The 19254-nt window shown below is 77.6% G+C and carries 16 protein-coding genes and 1 pseudogene; 11 read left to right on the forward strand and 6 right to left on the reverse strand.

The window, feature by feature from the left end; genetic code table 11:
* The first annotated feature begins 76 nt into the window (after nucleotides 1-76).
* From ACI8AX_RS16450 to ACI8AX_RS16485, 8 genes and pseudogenes are all read left to right on the forward strand, one after another.
* On the forward strand, nucleotides 77-397 hold the full coding sequence (locus tag ACI8AX_RS16450) for a DUF6504 family protein (protein WP_456550911.1): 321 nt from the start codon (nucleotides 77-79) through the stop codon (nucleotides 395-397).
* Nucleotides 397-912 carry an SAV_6107 family HEPN domain-containing protein gene (locus tag ACI8AX_RS16455; protein ID WP_456550912.1) on the forward strand — a complete coding sequence of 172 codons (516 nt, stop codon included), beginning with the start codon at nucleotides 397-399 and terminating at the stop codon, nucleotides 910-912. The genes ACI8AX_RS16450 and ACI8AX_RS16455 overlap by 1 nt, the downstream gene beginning before the upstream one ends.
* Nucleotides 909-4757: a DNA polymerase III subunit alpha gene (locus ACI8AX_RS16460; RefSeq protein WP_456550913.1), complete on the forward strand. Its 3849-nt coding sequence runs from the start codon at nucleotides 909-911 to the stop codon at nucleotides 4755-4757. Before ACI8AX_RS16455 ends, ACI8AX_RS16460 begins: the two co-directional genes overlap by 4 nt.
* A 14-nt stretch (nucleotides 4758-4771) precedes the next feature.
* Nucleotides 4772-5374 (forward strand): GDSL-type esterase/lipase family protein, encoded by a 603-nt coding sequence (locus tag ACI8AX_RS16465; protein WP_456550914.1) that lies wholly within the window; start codon nucleotides 4772-4774, stop codon nucleotides 5372-5374.
* A gap of 66 nt (nucleotides 5375-5440) precedes the next feature.
* Nucleotides 5441-5922: pseudogene (locus ACI8AX_RS16470) on the forward strand (VOC family protein).
* 40 nt (nucleotides 5923-5962) lie between these two features.
* Nucleotides 5963-6715, forward strand: coding sequence for a class I SAM-dependent methyltransferase (locus tag ACI8AX_RS16475; protein WP_456550915.1), 753 nt, complete (start codon nucleotides 5963-5965; stop codon nucleotides 6713-6715).
* Nucleotides 6712-7893: an alkaline phosphatase family protein gene (locus ACI8AX_RS16480; protein ID WP_456550916.1), complete on the forward strand. Its 1182-nt coding sequence runs from the start codon at nucleotides 6712-6714 to the stop codon at nucleotides 7891-7893. The genes ACI8AX_RS16475 and ACI8AX_RS16480 overlap by 4 nt, the downstream gene beginning before the upstream one ends.
* Before the next feature lie 63 nt (nucleotides 7894-7956).
* Nucleotides 7957-8427, forward strand: a complete 471-nt coding sequence (locus ACI8AX_RS16485) for a YdeI/OmpD-associated family protein (RefSeq protein WP_456550917.1) — start codon at nucleotides 7957-7959, stop codon at nucleotides 8425-8427.
* Here the strand turns inward: ACI8AX_RS16485 and ACI8AX_RS16490 are convergent.
* From ACI8AX_RS16490 to ACI8AX_RS16500, 3 genes are all read right to left on the reverse strand, one after another.
* The gene (locus tag ACI8AX_RS16490) at nucleotides 8424-9482 is read right to left on the reverse strand and encodes a sucrase ferredoxin (protein ID WP_456550918.1); all 1059 of its coding nucleotides are present in this window, start codon (nucleotides 9480-9482) and stop codon (nucleotides 8424-8426) included. The genes ACI8AX_RS16485 and ACI8AX_RS16490 overlap by 4 nt on opposite strands.
* Nucleotides 9445-10536: a cupin domain-containing protein gene (locus ACI8AX_RS16495; RefSeq protein WP_456550919.1), complete on the reverse strand. Its 1092-nt coding sequence runs from the start codon at nucleotides 10534-10536 to the stop codon at nucleotides 9445-9447. The genes ACI8AX_RS16490 and ACI8AX_RS16495 overlap by 38 nt, the downstream gene beginning before the upstream one ends.
* A 236-nt stretch (nucleotides 10537-10772) precedes the next feature.
* Complete coding sequence (locus ACI8AX_RS16500; RefSeq protein ID WP_456550920.1) at nucleotides 10773-11138, reverse strand: BatC protein; 366 nt, start codon at nucleotides 11136-11138, stop codon at nucleotides 10773-10775.
* 261 nt (nucleotides 11139-11399) lie between these two features.
* Here ACI8AX_RS16500 and dinB point away from each other — a divergent pair, with 261 nt between their 5' ends.
* Entirely contained in the window at nucleotides 11400-12629 is a 1230-nt protein-coding gene (gene dinB / locus ACI8AX_RS16505) for a DNA polymerase IV (protein WP_456550921.1), read from the forward strand.
* Nucleotides 12630-12847: 218 nt separating this feature from the next.
* Nucleotides 12848-13249 carry a DUF3040 domain-containing protein gene (locus ACI8AX_RS16510; protein WP_456550922.1) on the forward strand — a complete coding sequence of 134 codons (402 nt, stop codon included), beginning with the start codon at nucleotides 12848-12850 and terminating at the stop codon, nucleotides 13247-13249.
* A 165-nt stretch (nucleotides 13250-13414) separates the two neighbouring features.
* On the opposite strand, the gene ACI8AX_RS16515 is transcribed toward ACI8AX_RS16510, so the two are convergent.
* The 3 genes from ACI8AX_RS16515 to ACI8AX_RS16525 are packed head-to-tail and all read right to left on the reverse strand — an operon-like array spanning nucleotide 13415 to nucleotide 18143.
* Entirely contained in the window at nucleotides 13415-15835 is a 2421-nt protein-coding gene (locus ACI8AX_RS16515; RefSeq protein ID WP_456550923.1) for a transglutaminase family protein, read from the reverse strand.
* A complete protein-coding gene (locus tag ACI8AX_RS16520) occupies nucleotides 15832-17148 on the reverse strand; it encodes a DUF58 domain-containing protein (RefSeq protein ID WP_456550924.1) in 1317 nt (438 codons plus the stop codon). The genes ACI8AX_RS16515 and ACI8AX_RS16520 overlap by 4 nt, the downstream gene beginning before the upstream one ends.
* A gap of 26 nt (nucleotides 17149-17174) precedes the next feature.
* A complete protein-coding gene (locus tag ACI8AX_RS16525) occupies nucleotides 17175-18143 on the reverse strand; it encodes an AAA family ATPase (RefSeq protein ID WP_456550925.1) in 969 nt (322 codons plus the stop codon).
* A gap of 534 nt (nucleotides 18144-18677) precedes the next feature.
* On the opposite strand from ACI8AX_RS16525, the gene mraZ reads away from it, so the two are divergent.
* The gene (gene mraZ / locus ACI8AX_RS16530; RefSeq protein WP_456550926.1) at nucleotides 18678-19112 is read left to right on the forward strand and encodes a division/cell wall cluster transcriptional repressor MraZ; all 435 of its coding nucleotides are present in this window, start codon (nucleotides 18678-18680) and stop codon (nucleotides 19110-19112) included.
* Nucleotides 19113-19254: the final 142 nt, after the last annotated feature.

Below are 19254 nucleotides of genomic sequence, written 5' to 3' on the forward strand. Positions count from 1 at the left end.
GCCGTCCGGGTCCTTCCCCACCCGCCGGTGCGGTCGGGGCCGGCGCGACGGGTGGCCGAGCGGTGGGGAGAGGGACATGGGCCGGGTGCTGAGCGGGGTCGGCGGTCGGGTCGGCGAGGAGGTCCAGGTCGAGCGGGGGCCGCTCGGCCCGGTGCAGTTCTGGCGCGGTCAGTCCCGGTACGTCGTCGGTGAGCTGCTCGACTCGTGGGTGGAGACGCCGGCCTGGTGGCAGCGTGCGGCCACGGGCGGGGCCTCGGGCGACCTCGTCGCCCCCCGGGAGGTGTGGCGGCTGGAGGCGGTCCGCGCCGGCCGGTCGCGGATGAGCTTCGCCGGCGTCTACGACCTGTCGTGGGACGCGGCGGAGAACCGCTGGTCGCTCGTGCGGGTGCACGACTGATGGGCGCGCTGCGAGCCATGCCGTACGACCGGTCCGCCGACCAGCTGCCGCTGCCCCCGCCGGTCCCGGCCGCCGCGGCCGGGCTGCTCGGCCAGGCCCGGCGCGGGCTGGCCGAGGCCGCTGCGGCCACCGACGCCCGGGAGCGGTACGCCACCGCGCACCTGGCCGCGCTGCGCGCCGCCGCGGCGGTGCTGGCCGCGCGCACCCGTCCGGAGTCCGGCCGTCGCCGTCCGCGCAGCGCCTGGGTGCTGCTCGGCGACGTCTGCCCGGAGCTGGGGGAGTGGGCCACCTTCTTCGCCGCCGGTGCCGCCAAGCGGGCCGCGGCCGAGGCCGGGCTGTCCCGCGCGGTCACCGAGCGCGAGGCCGACGACCTGGTCCGCGACGTCGAGGCGTTCCTGGGCGTGGTCGAGACCACGCTGACCCAGCTCCCGGAGCCCGCGCCGCGTCCCCGGGTCGTCGGCGGCACCGACCACCGCGGCGGCCCCTCCCGCTCCACCTCCCGCTCCCGGAGGTGAGCGACCCCTTCGTCCACCTGCACGTCGCCTCCGGCTACTCCATGCGCCACGGGGCCAACCACCCCGCCGACCTGGTCACCCGCGCCGCCGAGCACGGCATGCAGGCGCTCGCGCTGACCGACCGCGACGGGCTCTACGGCGCGGTGAAGTTCGCGCTGGCCTGCCGGTCGGCCGACGTCCGGCCGATCTTCGGCGTCGACCTGGCGGTCACCCCCGCCGTCGACAGCAGCGTCCCGCCCGCGCTGGCGCACGCCCTCGGCTCCGGCCCCTCGGGTGTGGCGGGGGCGCGGCACCGCTCCCGCCGTCCCCTCCCGCCCGACCTCGACGGTCAGGTCGAGGGTGAGGGTGACGCGGGCCGGGGGAGCCGCCGGTCCCCGGTGCGCGGCGGGGCGAGCGTCGACCCGCGCCTGCCGCGGGTGACCTTCCTGGCCCGCAACGGCGCCGGCTGGCGGTCGCTGTGCCGGCTGACCAGCGCCACCCACCTGCGCGGCACCCGCGGCGAGCCGGTGGGCTCGCTGGCCCTGGCCGCCGAGCACCCGCTCGGCCTGGTCGCGCTGCTGGGGCCCGACTCCCCGGTCGGGCGGGCGCTGGCCGCCGGCCGGGCCGACGTCGCCGCGGCCCGGCTGTCGGCCTGGCGGGCGGTGTTCGGCCCCGGGCAGCTGGCCCTGGAGGTCGTGCACCACCGCGGCCGGGGTGACCGGTCGCGGGCGCAGGGGATGCTGCGGTTCGCCGCCGAGACCGGGATGCCGGTGGTGCTCACCAACGCCGTCCGGTACGTCGACGCCCTCGACGCCCCCACCGCCGACGTGCTCGACGCCTCCCGCCGGCTGGTCGCCCTCGACCAGCGGCACGTCGACCGGCGCACCGCCGAGGGCTACCTGAAGTCGGGCAAGGAGATGGCCGACCTCGCCGAGGATCTCGTCGGCCCGGACCGGGACGCCGCGCTGCGGCTGCTGGAGCGCACCGCCCGGCTGGCCGAGCAGTGCGTGGTCGACGTCCGGGACGACCTCGGCATCGGCACCGTCCGCTACCCCGAGCTCGACGTCGTCACCACGCCCGCCGAGGCCGGCCTGGACCCGGCGCAGGTGCTGCGCGCCCGCTGCGAGGCGGGGCTGGGGCGGCGCGGCATGGCGCCGACCGACGCGGTGCGGCAGCGGCTCGAGGCGGAGTTCGCCGTCATCGAGCAGCTGGGCTACCCGTCCTACTTCCTCACCGTCGCCGACGTGGTCGACCTCATCAAGAGCTTGAGGGTCCGGGCCGCGGCGCGGGGCTCGGGCGCCGGCAGCCTGGTCACCTACCTGCTGGGCATCTCCGACGTCGACCCGATCCGCTACGGCCTGCTGATGGAGCGGTTCCTCTCCCCGCTGCGCCACCAGCTGCCCGACATCGACATCGACGTGGAGTCCGCGCGCCGGATGGAGGTCTACGACGCGGTCATCGACCGCTTCGGCGCCGAGCGGGTCAGCTGCATCTCGATGATGGACACCTACCGAGTGCGGCACGCCATCCGTGACGTCGGCGCCGCGCTGGGCCTGCCGCCGGCCGAGGTCGACGCCGTGGCCAAGGCCTTCCCGCACATCCGGGCCAACCAGGTGCACGCCGCGCTCAAGGACCTCCCGGAGCTGCGCGCCAGCCGGCTGGGCTCGAGACGATCGGGCGGCAGCGGCGATCTCGACCTGCTGTTCGACCTCGTCGCCCGGCTCGACGGGCTGCCCCGGCACATCGCGCTGCACCCCTGCGGGGTGCTGCTGTCCGACGCCACGCTGCTCGACCGCACACCGGTGGAGAACAGCTACCTCGGCTACCCGATGAGCCAGTTCGACAAGGACGACGTGGAGGAGCTCGGGCTGCTCAAGCTCGACCTGCTCGGCATCCGGATGCAGTCGGCGATCGCGCACGCGATCTCCGAGGTGCAGCGGGTGGACCACGAGCAGGTCGACATCGACGCCATCCCGCGCGACGACCCGGCCACCTTCGAGCTGATCCGCAGCACCCGCACGCTCGGCATGTTCCAGATCGAGTCCCCCGGCCAGCGCGAGCTGGTCGGCAAGTTCGGGCCCGAGACGTTCGAGGACATCGTCACCGACATCTCGCTGTTCCGGCCCGGGCCGGTGAAGAGCGACATGGTGACGCCGTTCCTCATGGCCCGGAACGGCTGGCGGGAGCCGGTCTACCCGCACCCCGACCTCGCCCCGTACCTCGAGCAGACCGCCGGGGTGGTCGTCTTCCACGAGCAGGTGCTGCAGATCGTGGCGCAGATGACCGGCTGCGACCTCGCCCAGGCCGACGAGGCGCGCCGGGCGCTGGGCGACCGCGACCTGCACGACGAGGTGCGCACCTGGTTCATGCCGCGGGCGCTGGAGAACTACCCGGTCGAGGTGGTCGAGAAGGTGTGGGAGGTGCTGGTCGCCTTCGGCTCGTTCGGCTTCTGCAAGGCCCACGCCGCCGCGTTCGCGCTGCCCACCTACCAGTCGGCCTGGCTCAAGACCCACCACACCGCGGCCTTTCTCGCCGGGGTGCTCACCCACGACCCGGGCATGTACCCGAAGCGGCTGATCCTCGACGACGCCCGCAACTTCGGCGTCCGGGTGCTGGGCCTGGACGTCAACGCCTCCGGGGCCACCTACCGGGTGGAGCGGGTCTCCCCGGAGGAGATCGGGGGGGACGAGGCCGACGGGGCGGGCACCGGGGAGGGAGGCGGCGCCGGGGCCTGGCGGCGGCCGGAGTGGATGCCCGCGTCGCTGCCCGACCCCTCCCGGTACGGCATCCGGCTCTCCCTCGCCGACGTCAAGGGCATCTCCGACGACGAGGTCGCCCGGGTCGTCGCCGGCCAGCCCTACCGCTCGCTGGGCGACTTCTGGCAGCGGGCGTCGGTGTCGCGGCCGGTGGTCGAGCGACTGGTGCTGGCCGGGGGGTTCGACTCCCTCTACGGCTTCGGGGTGCGCGACCGCGAGGCCGGCCGGCCCACCCGCAGCCGGTCGGCGGTCACCCGGCGCGACCTGCTGCTGCAGATCAGCGAGCTGGACCGGTGGAGCCGCAGCGGCGCCCGGGCCGGCGCCGTCGGCCAGCTGAGCCTCGACCTGCTGGGGCTGGACCTCCCCGAGGAGGAGGGGGCGCCGGAGGAGACGGCGCTGGGCTGGGCCGCCGGCAGCGGGCTGCCCGAGTTCACCGACGCCGAGCTGGTCCGCGCCGAGCTCGAGGTGCTCGGCCTGGACGCCAGCCGGCACGTGGTCGACTTCTACCGCCGCTTCCTCGCCTCCGTCGGCGCGGTGCCCGCCGGGGAGCTGCTCGGCTGCCGCAGCGGGGCGGAGGTGCTCGTGGCCGGGGTGAAGGTGGCCACCCAGACCCCGCCGATCCGCTCCGGGCGGCGGGTGGTGTTCGTGACCCTGGACGACGGCACCGGCTGCACCGACTCCACCTTCTTCGAGGACGTGCAGGGGCCCTACGCGGCGACGGTGTTCCACTCCTGGCTGCTGGTCGTCCGCGGGGTGCTGCGGCGCACCGGGCCGCGCGGGGTGTCGATCCGGGCCACCGGCGCCTGGGAGCTGCCGGCCCTCTACGAGGCCTGGGAGACCGGCGGCCTCGGACTGGTCGCCGAGCAGATGGCCGCGCCGGGGGAGTGCACCGAGCAGGCGATCGCCGGCGCCGCGGCGTCGCACGGTTCGCGGCCGGTGGTGGTCAAGCCGGTGCTGGTCCACCCGACCGGCTTCCGGATGTCGCCCTACGCCGACATCAAGCCGGCCGGGGAGGACGCCGCCACCGCCGCGCGGCGGGCCGCGGCCGGGCGGGGGAGCCAGCCGCCGCGGAAGCTGTGGCACTCCAGCCCCGGCAGCTCCGGCCACTGACGAGGATGGGCGTCGTGACCCGGGACCTGCGCGTGTGCTTCGTCGGCGACTCCTTCACCGCGGGCGTCGGCGACCCCGAGCACCTCGGCTGGACCGGCCGCCTGGCCGCCGCCACCGAGCGCGGCGGCCTCTCCCTGACCCGCTACGTCCTCGGCGTGCGGCGGCAGACCAGCGCCGAGATCGCCGCCCGCTGGCTCGCCGAGTGCACGCCCCGGCTCACCGGCGACTGGGAGGCCCGCGTCGTCCTGTCCAGCGGCGTCAACGACACGACGCACGAGGACGGCGTCCCGCGGCTCCGGCCCGACCGCTCGGTCGCGGCCCTGCGCGAGGTGCTCGCCGGGGCCGCGGCCGCCGGCTGGCCGGTGCTCGTGGTCGGTCCGCCGGCCGTCGCCGACGCCGGCCACGTCGAGCGGACCGCCGCTCTCGACGAGCGCTTCGCCGCCGCGTGCGCGGGGCACGGCGTGCCGTACGTGTCCGTCGTCCGGGCGCTGGCCGCCGACCCCGCCTGGACGCGGGAGGTCGCCGCCGGCGACGGCGCCCACCCCGGGGCGGCCGGCTACGCGCGACTGGCCGACCTCGTCCGCCCGCACTGGGACACCTGGCTGGCCGGCGGCTGATGAGTCCGCGTCCGCGGGGGCGTCCCAGCTCCTGACGGAGCACCGCGGACGAAGGGACCCACCGCCATGCCCAGGACCGTGATCTGCCTGTGGTTCGACACCGAGGCCGAGGAGGCCGCGCGGTTCTACACCTCCGTCTGGCCCGACTCGGAGCTGCTCGGGACCGTGGCCTACGGGCCGGAGACCCGGCGCGCGAGGGCCGAGCGCTGACCGTGGGCTTCCGCCTCGGCGACACCGAGTACGTCGGCCTCAACGGCGGGAAGCAGGACCGGGCCTTCAGCGAAGCCATCTCCTTCCAGATCCTGTGCGCCGACCAGGCCGAGGTCGACCACTACTGGGAGCGGCTCACCGACGGCGGCGAGGAGAGCCGGTGCGGCTGGCTCAGGGACCGCTTCGGCGTCTCCTGGCAGGTCGTGCCCACCCGGATGACGGAGCTCCAGGCCGACCCCGACCCCGAGCGCCGGCAGCGGGCCGTCCAGGCGATGTCCACGATGCGCAAGCTCGTCGTCGCCGACCTGGAGCGCGCCGCGGACGCGGTCCCGGCCTGAGGAGCCGCGGCACCCGCGGGCCCGCACTAGGCTCCGACGGGTGCCGCCCTCCGCCTCCGCCTCGCCGAACGCGGAGCAGCTGCCCGCCCGGACCGCCGCCGTCTGGGCGGCGCTCGACCCGGTCGTCGCGGCGGGCACCCCGCTGCGCGTGCTCGACGTCGGCGGCGGCAGCGGCACCCTCGCCGTCCCGCTGGCCCGCCTCGGCCACGAGGTGACCGTCGTCGACCCCAGCGCCGACGCGCTCGCGACACTCCGCCGCCGCGCCGACACCGCCGGCGTGGGGGACTCGGTGCGGGCCGTGCAGGGCGACGGCGACCGGCTGCACGAGCTGCCGCTCGCGGGGGGCGACGGCGGCGACTACGACCTGGCGCTGTGCCACGCGGTGCTCGAGGTCGTCGACGACCCCGGCGTGACCCTGCGCGAGGTCGCCCGCGCCGTGCGCCCCGGCGGCACGGTCAGCGTGGCCACCGCCAACCGTGCCGGCGCCGTCCTGGCCCGCGCGCTCGGCGGCCACCCGGTGGAGGCCCTGGCCCTGCTCGACGGCCGCGACCCGGCGCCCGGCCGCACCCGGCCCGCGGCCCGCCGCTTCGACCCCGAGGCGCTCCTCGGCCTGGTCCGTGACGCCGGCCTCGAGCCGGGGGAGTGGCGGGGCGTCTCGATCGTCGCCGACCTCCTCGACGCCGCCTCCGGCGCCGACTCCGACGCCGTCCGCCGGCTGGAGCTCCGCCTGGCCGCGCTCTCTCCCTACCGGGACGCCGCCGCCGGGCTGCACGTCCTCGCCACCCGCCCGTGACCGCAGCCGCGACGCTGCCCGCCGACCTCGCCGCACCGGACTACGGCCGCGCCACCCTCGCCGACGTCCTGCCCGGCGTCGCCTCGGCGCTCGGCGTGCCCGTGCGGCGCGGGGACCTCACCGCCGACCCGCTGGGCCTCACCGGCGCCCTCGCGGGCGCCCGCCGCGTCGCCGTCCTCCTCGTCGACGGCCTCGGTGCCGACCTCGTGCGGCAGCACGCGGACCTCGCACCCACGCTCGCCGCCCTCGCCACGCCCGTCGGCGACCTCTCCGCGCCCTGCCCGAGCACCACGCCGGTCAGCCTCACCACGCTCGGCACCGGCCTCCCGCCCGGCAGCCACGGGGTCCTGGGGTTCGTGACCGCGGTGCCGGGGGAGGAGCGGACGCTCAACCACACCCAGTGGGCCGACGACCCCGACCCCCGCGCCTGGCAGTCGCAGCGCACCGTGTTCGAGCAGGCCGCCGACGCCGGCGTCGCGGTCACCACCGTGGCGCCCTACCTCTACCGCGGCTCCGGCCTGTCCGACGCGGCCTACCGCGGTTCGGCCTACTCCGGCACCGTCGGCGCCGGCGACCTCGTCGCCGGCCTGCTGCAGGCGCTGGCCGCCGGGCCGCGCACCCTCGCCTACGGCTACACCCCCGAGCTCGACCTCACCGGCCACGTCCGCGGGGTCGACTCGGCGAGCTGGCGCGCGCAGCTCGTGCTCGTCGACCGGCTGGTCGAGCAGGTCGTCGCGGGCCTCCCCGACGACGCCGCGCTCCTGGTCACCGCCGACCACGGCATGCTCGACGTCCCCGCGCACACCCGGCTGGACCTCGACGACGAGCCCGACCTGCTCGACGGCGTCCGGCTGCTGGCCGGGGAGCCGCGCGCCCGCTACGTGCACGCCGTCCCCGGCGCCGCCGGCGAGCTGGTCCAGCGCTGGCGCGAGGTCCTCGGGCACCGCGCCTGGGTGGCCTCGCGGGAGGAGGCGTTCGCCACCGGGGTGTTCGGTCCGGTGGACGACGCGGTGGCCGGACGCGTCGGCGACGTCGTCGCGCTGGCCCGCGGCAGCTGGGCCCTCACCGCGTCCCGCAGCGAGCCCGGGCCCAGCAGGCTGGTCGCCTACCACGGCTCGCTGACCGGGACCGAGCTGGCGATCCCGCTGCTGCTGGCCCGGGGGCGGGCGCTGGGCTGACCGATGATTCCCGGGGCGCGCCGCCGTCTGCCCCGCAGACCGTCCCGCCGACGAGGAGCACCGATGACCGCGACCGCGCCGAAGAGCGTGACCTTCCAGACCACCGTGACCGCGGTCGGCAACAACACCGGCATCGAGGTGCCCGCCGAGCTGATCACCGAGCTGGGCGCCGGGAAGCGGCCGCCGGTGCTGGTCGACCTGGACGGCTACGAGTACCGCACCACGGTGGGGGTCATGGGCGGCCGGGCGATGGTCAGCGTCAGCGCCGCCGTGCGGAAGGCCACGGGCCTGGCCGGCGGCGACCCGGTGACCGTCACGCTGACCGTCGCCGACACCCCGCGCGAGGTCGTCGTCCCCGAGGACCTCGCCGCGGCGCTGGCCGCCGACGAGACCGCCGGCGCCTTCTTCGCCGGGCTGTCCAACAGCCTGCAGCGCTACCACTGCGACAACGTCACCGGCGCCAAGACGCCGGAGACCCGGCAGCGGCGCGTCGAGAAGGCCGTCGCGCTCTTCCGGGAGGGCAGGCAGCGCTAGAGGCGGCGGCGCTGCGTCGAGGTCACCGTCCGGCCGCCGGAGGTCACCGCCGTCGACAGGACCTCCCACACGCGCGCGTGCGCGTCGTGCGTGGCCGAGCAGGTGAGCCGGAACGCCTCGTCGCTCGGCCGGCACTCCAGATCGACGACGACGTCGCCGTCCGCCCCGGCCAGCACCACCTCCCAGTGCTCCACCGGCTGCCCGGCCGGGGTCAGCCGGGTGGCCCGCCGGGCGGGCAGGTCGTCGACCCCGAGCAGGCCCAGCTCGGCGCGCGCGTGGTGCTGCGCGGCCTGCACCGCCGGGGCCAGCCCGGCGCGGCCGCGCAGGAACGGCAGCGCCACCTGCTCCTTCTCGTGCGCGGCGAGCAGCTCCGTCCCGTCGCCGGGCACCCGGCCGTAGTAGACGCCCAGCGGCAGGACGACGACGTTGGCGGCGAACCGGTCCCCGCCCAGGTGGCTGCACTCCCACACGTCGGCGCCGGCGGCGAGCAGCCCGCGGGCCACCGGCCGCCCGCGCAGCGCGCAGCACGCGTCGTGCCCACCGTGGGCGCACACGAGGTACGTCAGCTCGTCCCGGCGCTCGCCGACGCTGCCGTCCCACGGCGCGTCGGCGATCTCCTCGTCCGACTCGCGCACCGACCACCAGGCGCCCTGGCGGCCCGGGCGGCCGTCGACGTACGCCCAGCGCCGCCCGGACTCGCCGGCCCGCGCGTCGGGCCGGCGGATGAGCAGCACCCGGACGTTCTCGGCGCGGGCCCGCCGGGCCAGCCGGCCGGCCGCCACCGGGTCGATCCGCGACTGGCCGAGCGCGTCGCGGCCCCAGGGGCCCGGCTGCTCCACCAGCACCCAGCGCTGTGCCGGAGCGGCGGTGGCGGTGGGGGAGTCGCCGCGCTCGAGGGCCCGCACCGAGCACCGCTCGTCGCTCAGCTTCCCGGCCGGCCGGTTCGCCGGCGGCCGGGCGGCGGCGGGCGGGCCCTGCCCGGGCGGTCCGGCGGTCACGTTCGGGACGGCGGCCGGGTCACCGTCCCGTCCCGGAGTCGCCGTCACGTGCCCCATCGTGCCCTGCGTCCCGGGCCCCGGGGAGCACGGCGTGCGGGACGACGGCGATCGACTCGGTGACCAGCCGCCGCGCCAGCGTCAGCTGGTCGGCGGGATCGAGCCCCGGCAGGTCGGCGACCTTCAGCTCACCCGTCGCGAGCAGGGCGGCCAGCGCGGGGGCGGCGACGGCGGGGAAGTCGTGCCGGCGGCGGCCGCCGACGAGCACCACCCGGCCGTCGGCCGGCTCGCGCAGCTGGCAGCGCAGCCGCCGGCGCAGGCTCAGCACCGTGTCCGGCGACAGCGCGGCCGCGGCCGTCGCCTGGGCCAGGGGGGAGACGGGCTCGGGGCGCACCTGCGCCCACGTGCGGCTGCGCAGCCGGTCGGCCACCTCGGCCGGGTCCACCCGGTCCAGCCAGTCGCGCAGGCCGGTGAGGACGGCGGCCACGTCGCCGGCGGCGGCCGACGGGTCGGCCAGGTCGACGCCCAGGGGCAGCGAGCGGCGCAGCTCCGGGTCCGCCGCGGCCAGTTCCCGGACGACGTCCAGTGCCGCCTCGGCCGCGCCCCACCGGGTCACGGGGTGGACGCCGACGGTCAGGTGCGCGCTGATCTCGCCCAGCGCGGTCGCCGAGTGCAGGTAGCCGCGGGGCAGGTACAGGACGTCGCCGGGGCGCAGCACGGCGTCGATCACCGGCTCCCCCTCCGCGGCGGCGGCGACCGCGTCGCGGCGGTCGGTCCACGGCTGGCTGCGCAGCGGGTCGGGGTGCACCGGCGCGTGGATGCGCCAGTGCTTCTCGCCGGCGACCTGCAGCACGAAGACGTCGTGCACGTCGTAGTGCGCGGAGAAGCCGCGCGACGACGGCGGGGTCACGTAGGCGTTGACCTGCGTCGGGTGGCCCAGGTCGGCGGCCAGCTGGTCGGCGAACTCGACCAGCGGCGGCCAGAGCCGGTGCAGCCCCTGCAGGACGACGGTGCTGCCCTCGGCGAACAGCCGCAGCACGGAGTCGGAGGAGACCTGGTCGGCGACCTCGGCGCCGGCGCCACCGGAGGTCGTGAAGCGCGCCGCGTCGACCACGGCGCCGTCCTTGGCGATGCGCAGGAACGGGGTCCGCAGACCCCGCCGCGACAGCAGCTCGTCGACGGCGGCGAGGTCGAGCAGGTCGGAGAAGTCGGCCCCGCTGTCGGCGGCGCGGGTGAGCAGCGGCCGGCGGGCCCAGTGCTCGGCGGCGAAGACCTCGGGGTCGAGGGTGGTGCACCGGCGCAGGGCCGGCCGGTCGGGGACCGGCCGGCCCGCACCGGTGTCGTGCTGGCTCAGGCCGAACCGTCCGCGCCGCCGTCGGCCCCGCCGTCCGCACCGCCGTCGGAGCCGCTCCCGGCCGCCCCGCCGTCGGCCGGCCCGTGACCGGCGCCGCTGTCGGCGCCACCGTCGGCACCGCCGTCGCCCGCGCCGCTGTCCGCGCCGCCGTCGGCCCCGCCGTCGCTGCCGCCGCCCCCGGCGCCACCGTCAGCCGGGCCGTGACCCGCGCCGCCGTCGGCACCGCCGTCGGCACCGCCGTCGGCACCGCCGTCGGCACCGCCGTCCGCGCCGCCGTCCGCACCGCCGTCGGCCCCGCCGTCCGCACCGCCGTCCGCACCGCCGTCGGCCACGCTGGTCATGTCGTCGTCGTCGAGCGCCATGCTGCTCCCATCGGTCGTGGGCCACCGGACGGCGGCCCGCCGAGCGTCCCTTACCTCGATCATCCTGCTCTCACACACCCGCCTCGACCAGCGGAGATCCGGCACGGGGCCGGCCACGCAACGGCTCGGACACGACACGCCGCACGACGCGCCGGGGGGCCCGGAGGGGCCGTACTGTCCTCCCATCGGGTCGAACAGACGTTCGAGGGAGGGGGCGGCGTGACGGGCGGCCGGGCCGGGGGGCGTGCAGCGGGGTGCTCGGTGCTGCACGTGGACATGGACGCCTTCTTCGCCAGCGTGGAGGTGCGCCGGCGGCCGGAGCTGGCCGGCACGCCGGTGATCGTCGGCGGGCAGGGCAACCGGGGCGTGGTCACCTCGGCGACCTACGAGGCACGCCGGTACGGGGTGCACGCCGCCATGCCCACCGCCCGCGCGCTGCGGCTGTGCCCGACCGCCACCGTGCTGCCGGGGGACATGGCGCTCTACGCCGAGGTCTCCCGGTCGGTCATGGCGCTGTTCCGGTCGATCACCCCGCTGGTCGAGCCGCTGTCGATGGACGAGGCGTTCCTCGACGTCTCCGGCGCCGGCCGCCGGCTGGGCGACGCCGCCGGGATCGGGGAGTACCTGCGGGCGCGGGTCTTCGACGAGCAGGGCATCACCTGCTCGGTGGGCGTGGCCCCCACCAAGTTCGTCGCCAAGCTCGCCTCCACCCGCGCCAAGCCGGACGGGCTGCTGGTGGTCCGCCCGGCCGAGGTCATGGACTTCCTGCACCCGCTGCCGGTCGGCGCGCTGTGGGGCGTCGGCGCCAAGACCGAGGAGGTGCTGCTGCGGCTGGGCCTGCGCACCGTCGGCGACCTGGCGCACGTGCCGGCCCGCACCCTGCAGCGGGCGGTCGGCCAGGCGGCGGGCAGCCACCTGCACGAGCTGGCCTGGGGCCGCGATCCCCGCCGGGTGGTGCCCGACGAGCCGGAGAAGTCCACCGGCCACGAGGAGACCTTCGGCACCGACGTCGACGACCCCGCCGTCATCCACCGGGAGCTGCTCCGCCTGGCCGAGCGCACCGCCGGCCGGCTGCGGGCCGGGGGCTGGCTGGCGCGCACGGTCAGCATCAAGGTCCGGTTCGCCGACTTCACCACGATCACCCGCAGCCGCACCCTCGACGTGCCCACCGACGTGGGGCAGGAGCTGTACGAGACGGCGCGGGCGCTGTTCGACGCCCTCGGGCTGGACCGGGCGCGGATCCGGCTGGTCGGGGTGCGCGCCGAGCGGCTGGTCGACGCCGGCTCCGCGCCGCGGCAGCTGGAGCTCGGCGCCCGCGAGCACGGCCGCCGCGACGCCGAGCTCGCCGCCGACCGCGCCGCCCGCCGGTTCGGCGCCGGGGCGGTGCGCCCGGCGACGCTGCTGCACCGCGCGGGGGAGGGGCGTGCCGGGGGGCGCGGCACGCCGGGCCCCCGGGAACCCCGGACGCCCTCCGCTCGTCCCAACCGGTGAGGCCACGGCTGCACCCCCGGGGGGCCTGCCGAGGTGTCCGCGACCGCGTCGCGGGTACCCCCGGAGAGGCTCCGAGGCACCCCCGGGAGTGATCTGTGGGGCATCGGGAGCGGGTCGGCGACGACTCGCCTTTCGCGCCCCGCAAACGGCTCGTATCCTCGGTGTCACCGTCGGCGGGAGCCTCCGACGGCCTTGGCTCCGCCCACATGGAGGTCTCGGTGCCGCTCTCCGAGCACGAGCAGCGACTGCTGGAGCAGATCGAGCGCGCCCTCGTCGACGACGATCCCAAGTTCGCCTCCTCCGTACGGACCGGCGACCGCCGGCTGAAGGCCCGGCGCAAGCTCCAGCTCGGGGCACTCCTGGTGCTCGTCGGGCTGGCGATGCTGATCGGGGGGGTGGCCCAGTGGGTCGTCCTCGGCTTCCTCGGCTTCGTCGTGATGTTCGCCGGTGCGGCGCTCGTCGTCCTCAACTACCGGTCGGCCACCGGGGCCCCCGAGCAGGGGGCCGGCCCGGCTGCCGGCGGGAGTGGTCCCGCCGGTCGCGGGCGCGCCGGCAAGGCCCGGCGCCAGCCGCTGAAGAACCGGCTCGAGGAGCGCTTCCGCCGCCGCTACGACCAGTAGCCCAGCGTCGTCCCGGCAGCCGCCGTCCCGCGTGGACGGCGGCTGCCGTCGTCCCCGGGGTGCGCGCCCCGTCCCGCGCTCGTCCTCCGGGAGGGCGCACCGGTCCCGCCGCCCGTCCTCCGGTGAGACCTGCTCACGCCCGAGGACGGTGGCGGCCCCCGCCGGTCAGGAGGCCGGCCGAGGCCACCGGCCGCCGGTGAGCCGGCCCAGGCCCCGGCCGCCGGGCCCGGCCAGGAGGGTCCCCGGCACCGAGGCCGGCAGCAGCAGCGCCCGCAGCCGGGCCGGCAGCGCCGCGGCGGCCAGCAGCCCGCGCCGGGCGGTGTGCACCGCGTCGGCGAGCTCGTCCGGCGCCGGCCCGCTGCCGGGCCGCGCGTAGCTGGCCGCCTCCTCCGCGCGCGCGAGCAGCGTCACCGCGTCCCGGGCGCCCCGGGAGCGACCCCCGTCCGGGCGGTGGGCGCCCCGGCCGGCCGGCGACTGCCCGGGCAGCTGCTCGGACAGCGCCGAGGCGACCTGCCGCGGTGTCTGCCACGGGTCCCAGGCCAGGCCGAGGTCGCGGGCTGTGGCGGCGAGCTCGTCCCACGCCGACGTCGCGGTCCCGGTCGCCAGCCGCCGCCGGCGCTGCACCAGGCGGACGGCGGCGGGGGCGGCGGCCAGGGCGGCGGCACCCAGCACCCCACCGGCGACGGCGAGGGCGGTGCCCAGCCCGTTGCCGCCGTCCGTCCCGCCCCCGGCGGTCGCGGTGCTCTCGACGCCCGGGGCCACCGGCGGCGCCGCCGGCGCGGGCGCCGGCAGCGGCGCGGTGGGCAGGTCGGTGCGCGGGTCGACCTCCTGGTCCGGGGGCCGCGGCGCCCAGGGCAGCGTGACCGCGCGGTCGGCGTCGATCGGGGTGGGGTCGTAGGGCACCCAGCCCACGCCGTCGAAGAAGACCTCGACCCAGGCGTGCGCGTCGTTGCTGGTGACCAGCCGGCTGCCGTCGGGCTGCGGGATGCCGGGGGTGTAGCCGAGCACGACCCGGGCCGGTACGCCGGCGGCACGGACCATGACGGCCATCGCGCCGGCGTACTGCTCGCAGTACCCGCGCCGGTTGACCAGGAAGTCGGCCAGGTCGTCGCCGGTCGTCCCGGGCTCGGTGGAGAGGCTGTAGGTCCAGCGGTTGGCCGGGTCGGTCATGAAGGCGTAGATGGCCTGGACGCGCTCGCCGGGGGTGTCGGCACCCCGGATCGTCTCGGCGACGAGGGTGGTGACGGACACGTCGAGCGCGGGGGAGGCGGCCAGCTCGGCCACGGGCTCGCGCGACGAGACGGGCTCCGAGCGGGCCAGCTGCTCCGGCGTGGGCAGCGGCTCGACGCCGACCGTCCGGTACGCGAGCCCCTCGCCGGTGGTGGTGTCGGGCGCGAAGACCGTCGCCGAGGCGCGGTCGAACCGCCAGTCCCCGGCGCCGTCCTCCAGTTCGACGTCCAGCGGCGAGGAGAGGACCGGCAGGAAGTGGTCGTCGTGGTCGAGCACGGTGACCGTCGCGCCCACGGTCCGGCTCTCCGTCGTGCCGGGCACCGGGGCCAGCGCGCCGGCCTCGTCGACGGCGAGGTCGGCGTCCAGCGCGTCGAGCCGCCAGCCCACCCCCGGGTCGTAGACGTCGAGGGCCACCGCGCGCAGGTAACCCGGGTCGTCGACGTCGGCCTCCACCGTCAGCAGCTCGATCGGGTCCTCGCGGGTCAGCTCGCCCTGCAGCGAGGCCGTGGGGTCCAGCGACGTTCCGGTGGACCCACCGCCGCCGGAGGAGCCGGCCCGCCAGCGGTCGGCGAACTCACCCTCCCCGAGGGTGGGCACCAGCGACCCCAGGACCATCGCCGCGGCCAGGGCGAGCAGTCCCGTGCGGACGGCGGTGACCGCGCCCGTCGCCGGCCGGGGACCGTCGGCGCGCCGCGGCCGCCACGCCAGCCGCCGGTGCTGGTCGGCCCACAGCAGCAGCGCGAGGCCGGCGACCGGCAGGGCGACGGCGGTCAGGCCGATGCCGCCGTCGATGGTGCTGACCGGCACGCAGAAGACGACGAGCAGCGACAGCGCGGCCAGCGCCGGCTGCCGGCCGCCGACGGCCACGAGGTCGACGACGACGGCGAGGATCCCGACCATCAGCGCGGTGAGGGCGCGCAGGCCGGCCAGCGGCTCGGCGGGGGTGAACTGCTCGCGGATCTGGTCGCTGCCGTCGACGAGCACCGCGCCGAGGTCGGCCAGGCTCGCCGGCGTCGGCAGGACCCCGAGCAGCGCCCGCTCCGACGCGAACAGCGCGGTCAGCGCGCAGCCGAGGGCGGCCAGCTGACCCAGCGGCACCAGCGGCACGCCGAGGGCCGCCCAGCGCGGGGACGGCGGCCGCCCCCCGCTGGCCCACAGCCACAGCGCCGGGCCGGCCAGGCGCAGGAGCAGGCCGGTGACCGCGACGGTCGCGATCGCGACGAGCACACCGGGCACCCAGTCGCGGGCGCTGAACACCGGCGCGAGCGCGGCCGCCCCGAGCGCCGTCGCCACCGCGGCGGCCAGGGTGGTGCCGGCGTCCTGCCGCACGACGGCCGGGACGGCGGGCGCGCTCATGCCGGCACCCCCGAGCCGCGGGGAGCCCGCATCAGCGACGCCCAGACCTCCGCCACCGGCTGCCCCGCCGGGGCCACCATTACGCGCCAGCCGGCGTCGCGCAGCACGGCGGTGGCCTCCTCCTGCTGCCGGCCGAGCGTGGCGCGGGCCGCCTCGGTCGCGGCCGAGCGCCGCCCGCGCGGACCGGCGGGGGCGTAGCCGCCGACGTCGACCAGCACGGCCAGGTCGGCCCCCGGTCCGGAGCGGGCCCGCGCCAGCCGGGCGGCGTCCTCGGCCCCGACGGCGCCCAGCAGGGCGACCACCGGGCCCTCCCCGCCGGTCCGGGAGAGCAGGTCCGCCGCCGCGGCGAGGTCGGTCCCCCGGGAGGGCTGGAGCACGGCGAGCCGGTCGAGCAGCTCGCCGGTCCCCAGCCCGCGGCGGCCGTCGGCCGGCGCCAGCTCCCCGGCGTCGGTGAGCACCCGGAGCGCGGCGCCGCCGGCCGCCAGCGCGGTGCCGATGCTGGCGGCCGCCTCGACCACCCACTCCAGGCTGTCCTCGGGCTCGTCCCCGGCTCCCGGGTCCCCGCCGTGGACGAGCAGGTGCGCCCGGGTGCGGGTGTCCAGCAGCAGGGTGGCCGAGGAGCGCCACGGCCGCTCCTCCAGGCGCACCATCAGCTCGCCGGTGCGGGCCGTCGCCCGCCAGTGCACCTTGCGCAGGTCGTCGCCGTGCCGGTACGCCCGGGTGCTGACGTCGTCCTCGCCCTGGACGGCGATCGAGCGGCGTGCGCCCTCGCCGTTGCGCCCCTCGCCGCCGGTCAGCCCCGCGGTGGTCAGCGGCCGCACCCGCGGCACCACGAGCAGCGAGCCGGTGTCGGTGCCCGACACCGACCGCGTCACCAGGCCGAAGGGGTCGACCAGCCGCAGCCGCAGCGGACCCAGGGCGTAGCGGCCGCGGCGGGAGCCGGCGACCCGGTAGTGCAGCGGGGCGGTGCCGCCGGCCGGCAGCCGCTCGAGCACGTAGGTGGGGGCCGGCCCGAGCTCCCGCGGCAGCGGCTCGGTGAGCAGCCACAGGCCGCCGGCGCGGCGGTCGGCGTTCGTGACCTCGAGCAGGACGTCGGCCTGCCCACCCCGGGGGACCCGCGGCGGCGTCACGGTGCGCCGGGTCGAGAGCCGGAACCGACGGCGGGCGACGCCCAGCGCCGACAGCAGCGGCAGGACCAGGACGAAGACGGCGACCTGCACCAGCGGCAGCTCGCCCAGCAGCGCGCCCAGCGCGAGCAGCGTCAGGCCCACGGCGACCATGCAGCGGCCCCGGACGGTGAGGGAGGACAGCACCCCGGGAACGGGTGACCGCGCCACGGTCAGCGCCCGCGGGGCACGGGGGTGGTGCGCAGCAGTCCGCTCACGACCTGCTCGCCGGTGCGCCGGGCGGCGGCGGCGTCGGGGGAGAGGAGCAGCCGGTGGGCGAGCACCGGCACGGCGAGCGCCTGCACGTCGTCGGGGAGCACGTGGTCGCGCCCGGCCAGCGCCGCGGCGGCGCGGGCGGTGCGCAGCAGTTGCAGGCCCGCCCGCGGCGAGGCGCCCAGCCGCAGCTCCGGTGCCCGGCGGGTGCCCTCGACCAGCGCCACCACGTAGCGGCGCACCGCGTCGGACACGTGCAGCCGGCCGACGGTGTCGACCAGGTCGCGGACCGTGGCCGCGTCGGCGACCGGCCGCAGGGTGCTCAGCGGGTCGACCCCGGTCTGGTCGTCCAGCATCGCCAGCTCGGCCTCGCGGTCGGGGTAGCCCATCGACACCCGCGCGGTGAACCGGTCGCGTTGCGCCTCGGGGAGGGGGTAGGTGCCCTCCATCTCCACCGGGTTCTGCGTCGCGACGACCATGAACGGCCGGGCCAGCTCGTAGCTGACGCCGTCGACCGTGACCTGCCGCTCCTCCATGCACTCCAGCAGCGCCGACTGCGTCTTGGGGGAGGCGCGGTTGATCTCGTCGGCCACGACGACGTTGGCGAACACCGCCCCGGGCTTGAACTCGAACTCGCGCGACTCCTGGTCGTAGACGGCCACGCCGGTGACGTCGCTGGGCAGCAGGTCCGGGGTGAACTGGATGCGCCGCACGCTGCCGTCGATCGACCCGGCGAGGGCCTTGGCCAGCGTGGTCTTGCCGACGCCGGGGACGTCCTCCACCAGCAGGTGCCCCTCGGCCAGCAGCACGACCAGGGCCAGGTGGACGACGTCGGCCTTGCCGCGCACCACGCGGGCCATGTTCGCCAGGATCGCGGTACCGGCGGCGGCGACGTCGACCGTGGGGACGGGCCGGTACACGTCGGTCACCCGATCCACGGTACGTGCCGCGCGCCACCGCCGGACCCGCCCGCGCGCGCGACCGGCCCCCGCGGCAGGGACTGCCACCCCGGGCCTCCCGGGCGGCGGCTGGGTCGGAGCCCGTGGCCGCCGTCCCCACGGTGCTCCACCGGCGGTCCCCACCGCTCCCCACCACCGCTCCCCACCGGCGGTCCCCACCGCGCCCCACCTCCGGCCCCACCCCGCCCCACGGTCCGCCCCACCGGGCCCCACCTCCGTCCCCACCGGCCCGCACCGGGCGTCCACCGGCGGTCTCCCGGGCCCTCGGGCGACCGGGGAGCGACCCCCCCGCGTCCCCCTGGCCGGCCCGGCGGGCTCCCGGCGGGACGCGCGTCTGACCTGCGCGGGGAGGTTCCGGGACGCGGGTGGGGGAGAGCGGTCACGACATGGTGTCGAGTGGTGTCCAGTGGGGCGTAGTGGGTTACTGTGTGGCCCGGTGGGGAGGCAGGGCCCGTCCCGGGGTCCCCGCGGAGGTCAGGGAGGACTCATGGGGGAGGTGATCCGGTGTTCGTCGGCAGCTACCCGTTGCGCCTCGACGAGAAGGGCCGGCTCGCACTCCCCGTCCGCTTCCGCGAGCAGGTGGGCGACGGCATGGTGATCAAGAAGGGCCAGGAGCGCTGCATCTACGGCCTGACGATGGCCCGGGTCGCCGAGCAGAGCCGCACCGCCGCCGCGATGGCGCCCTCCGACACCGCCGAGGCCCGCATGCGGGCCCGCATGAGCTTCGGGTCGATGGTCGAGGTGGAGCCGGACAAGACCGGCCGCATCACCATCCCCGCCGGGCTGCGCGAGTACGCCGGCCTGGACCGCGACGTCGTCGTCGTCGGCGTCGACACCCGGTTCGAGATCTGGGATGCCGCCACGTGGGACGCCTACGTGGCCGAGCAGGAAGCCGCCTACGCCGCCATGGAGAGCGAGGGGATGCCGACCCTGTCCTGAGCCGCACGTCCCCGCGACGCCCTCCGCGCCGTCCGACCGAGCCGACTTCCCCGCGGCTCGACCGGCTCCCCGGCCCGAGTCGCCTTCCCCGCGACTCGGTCCGCCCCGCGGACCCGCCGACTCCCCTCGGCACGTCGCCCCC

Source organism: Blastococcus sp. SYSU D00813 (genome assembly GCF_054050735.1).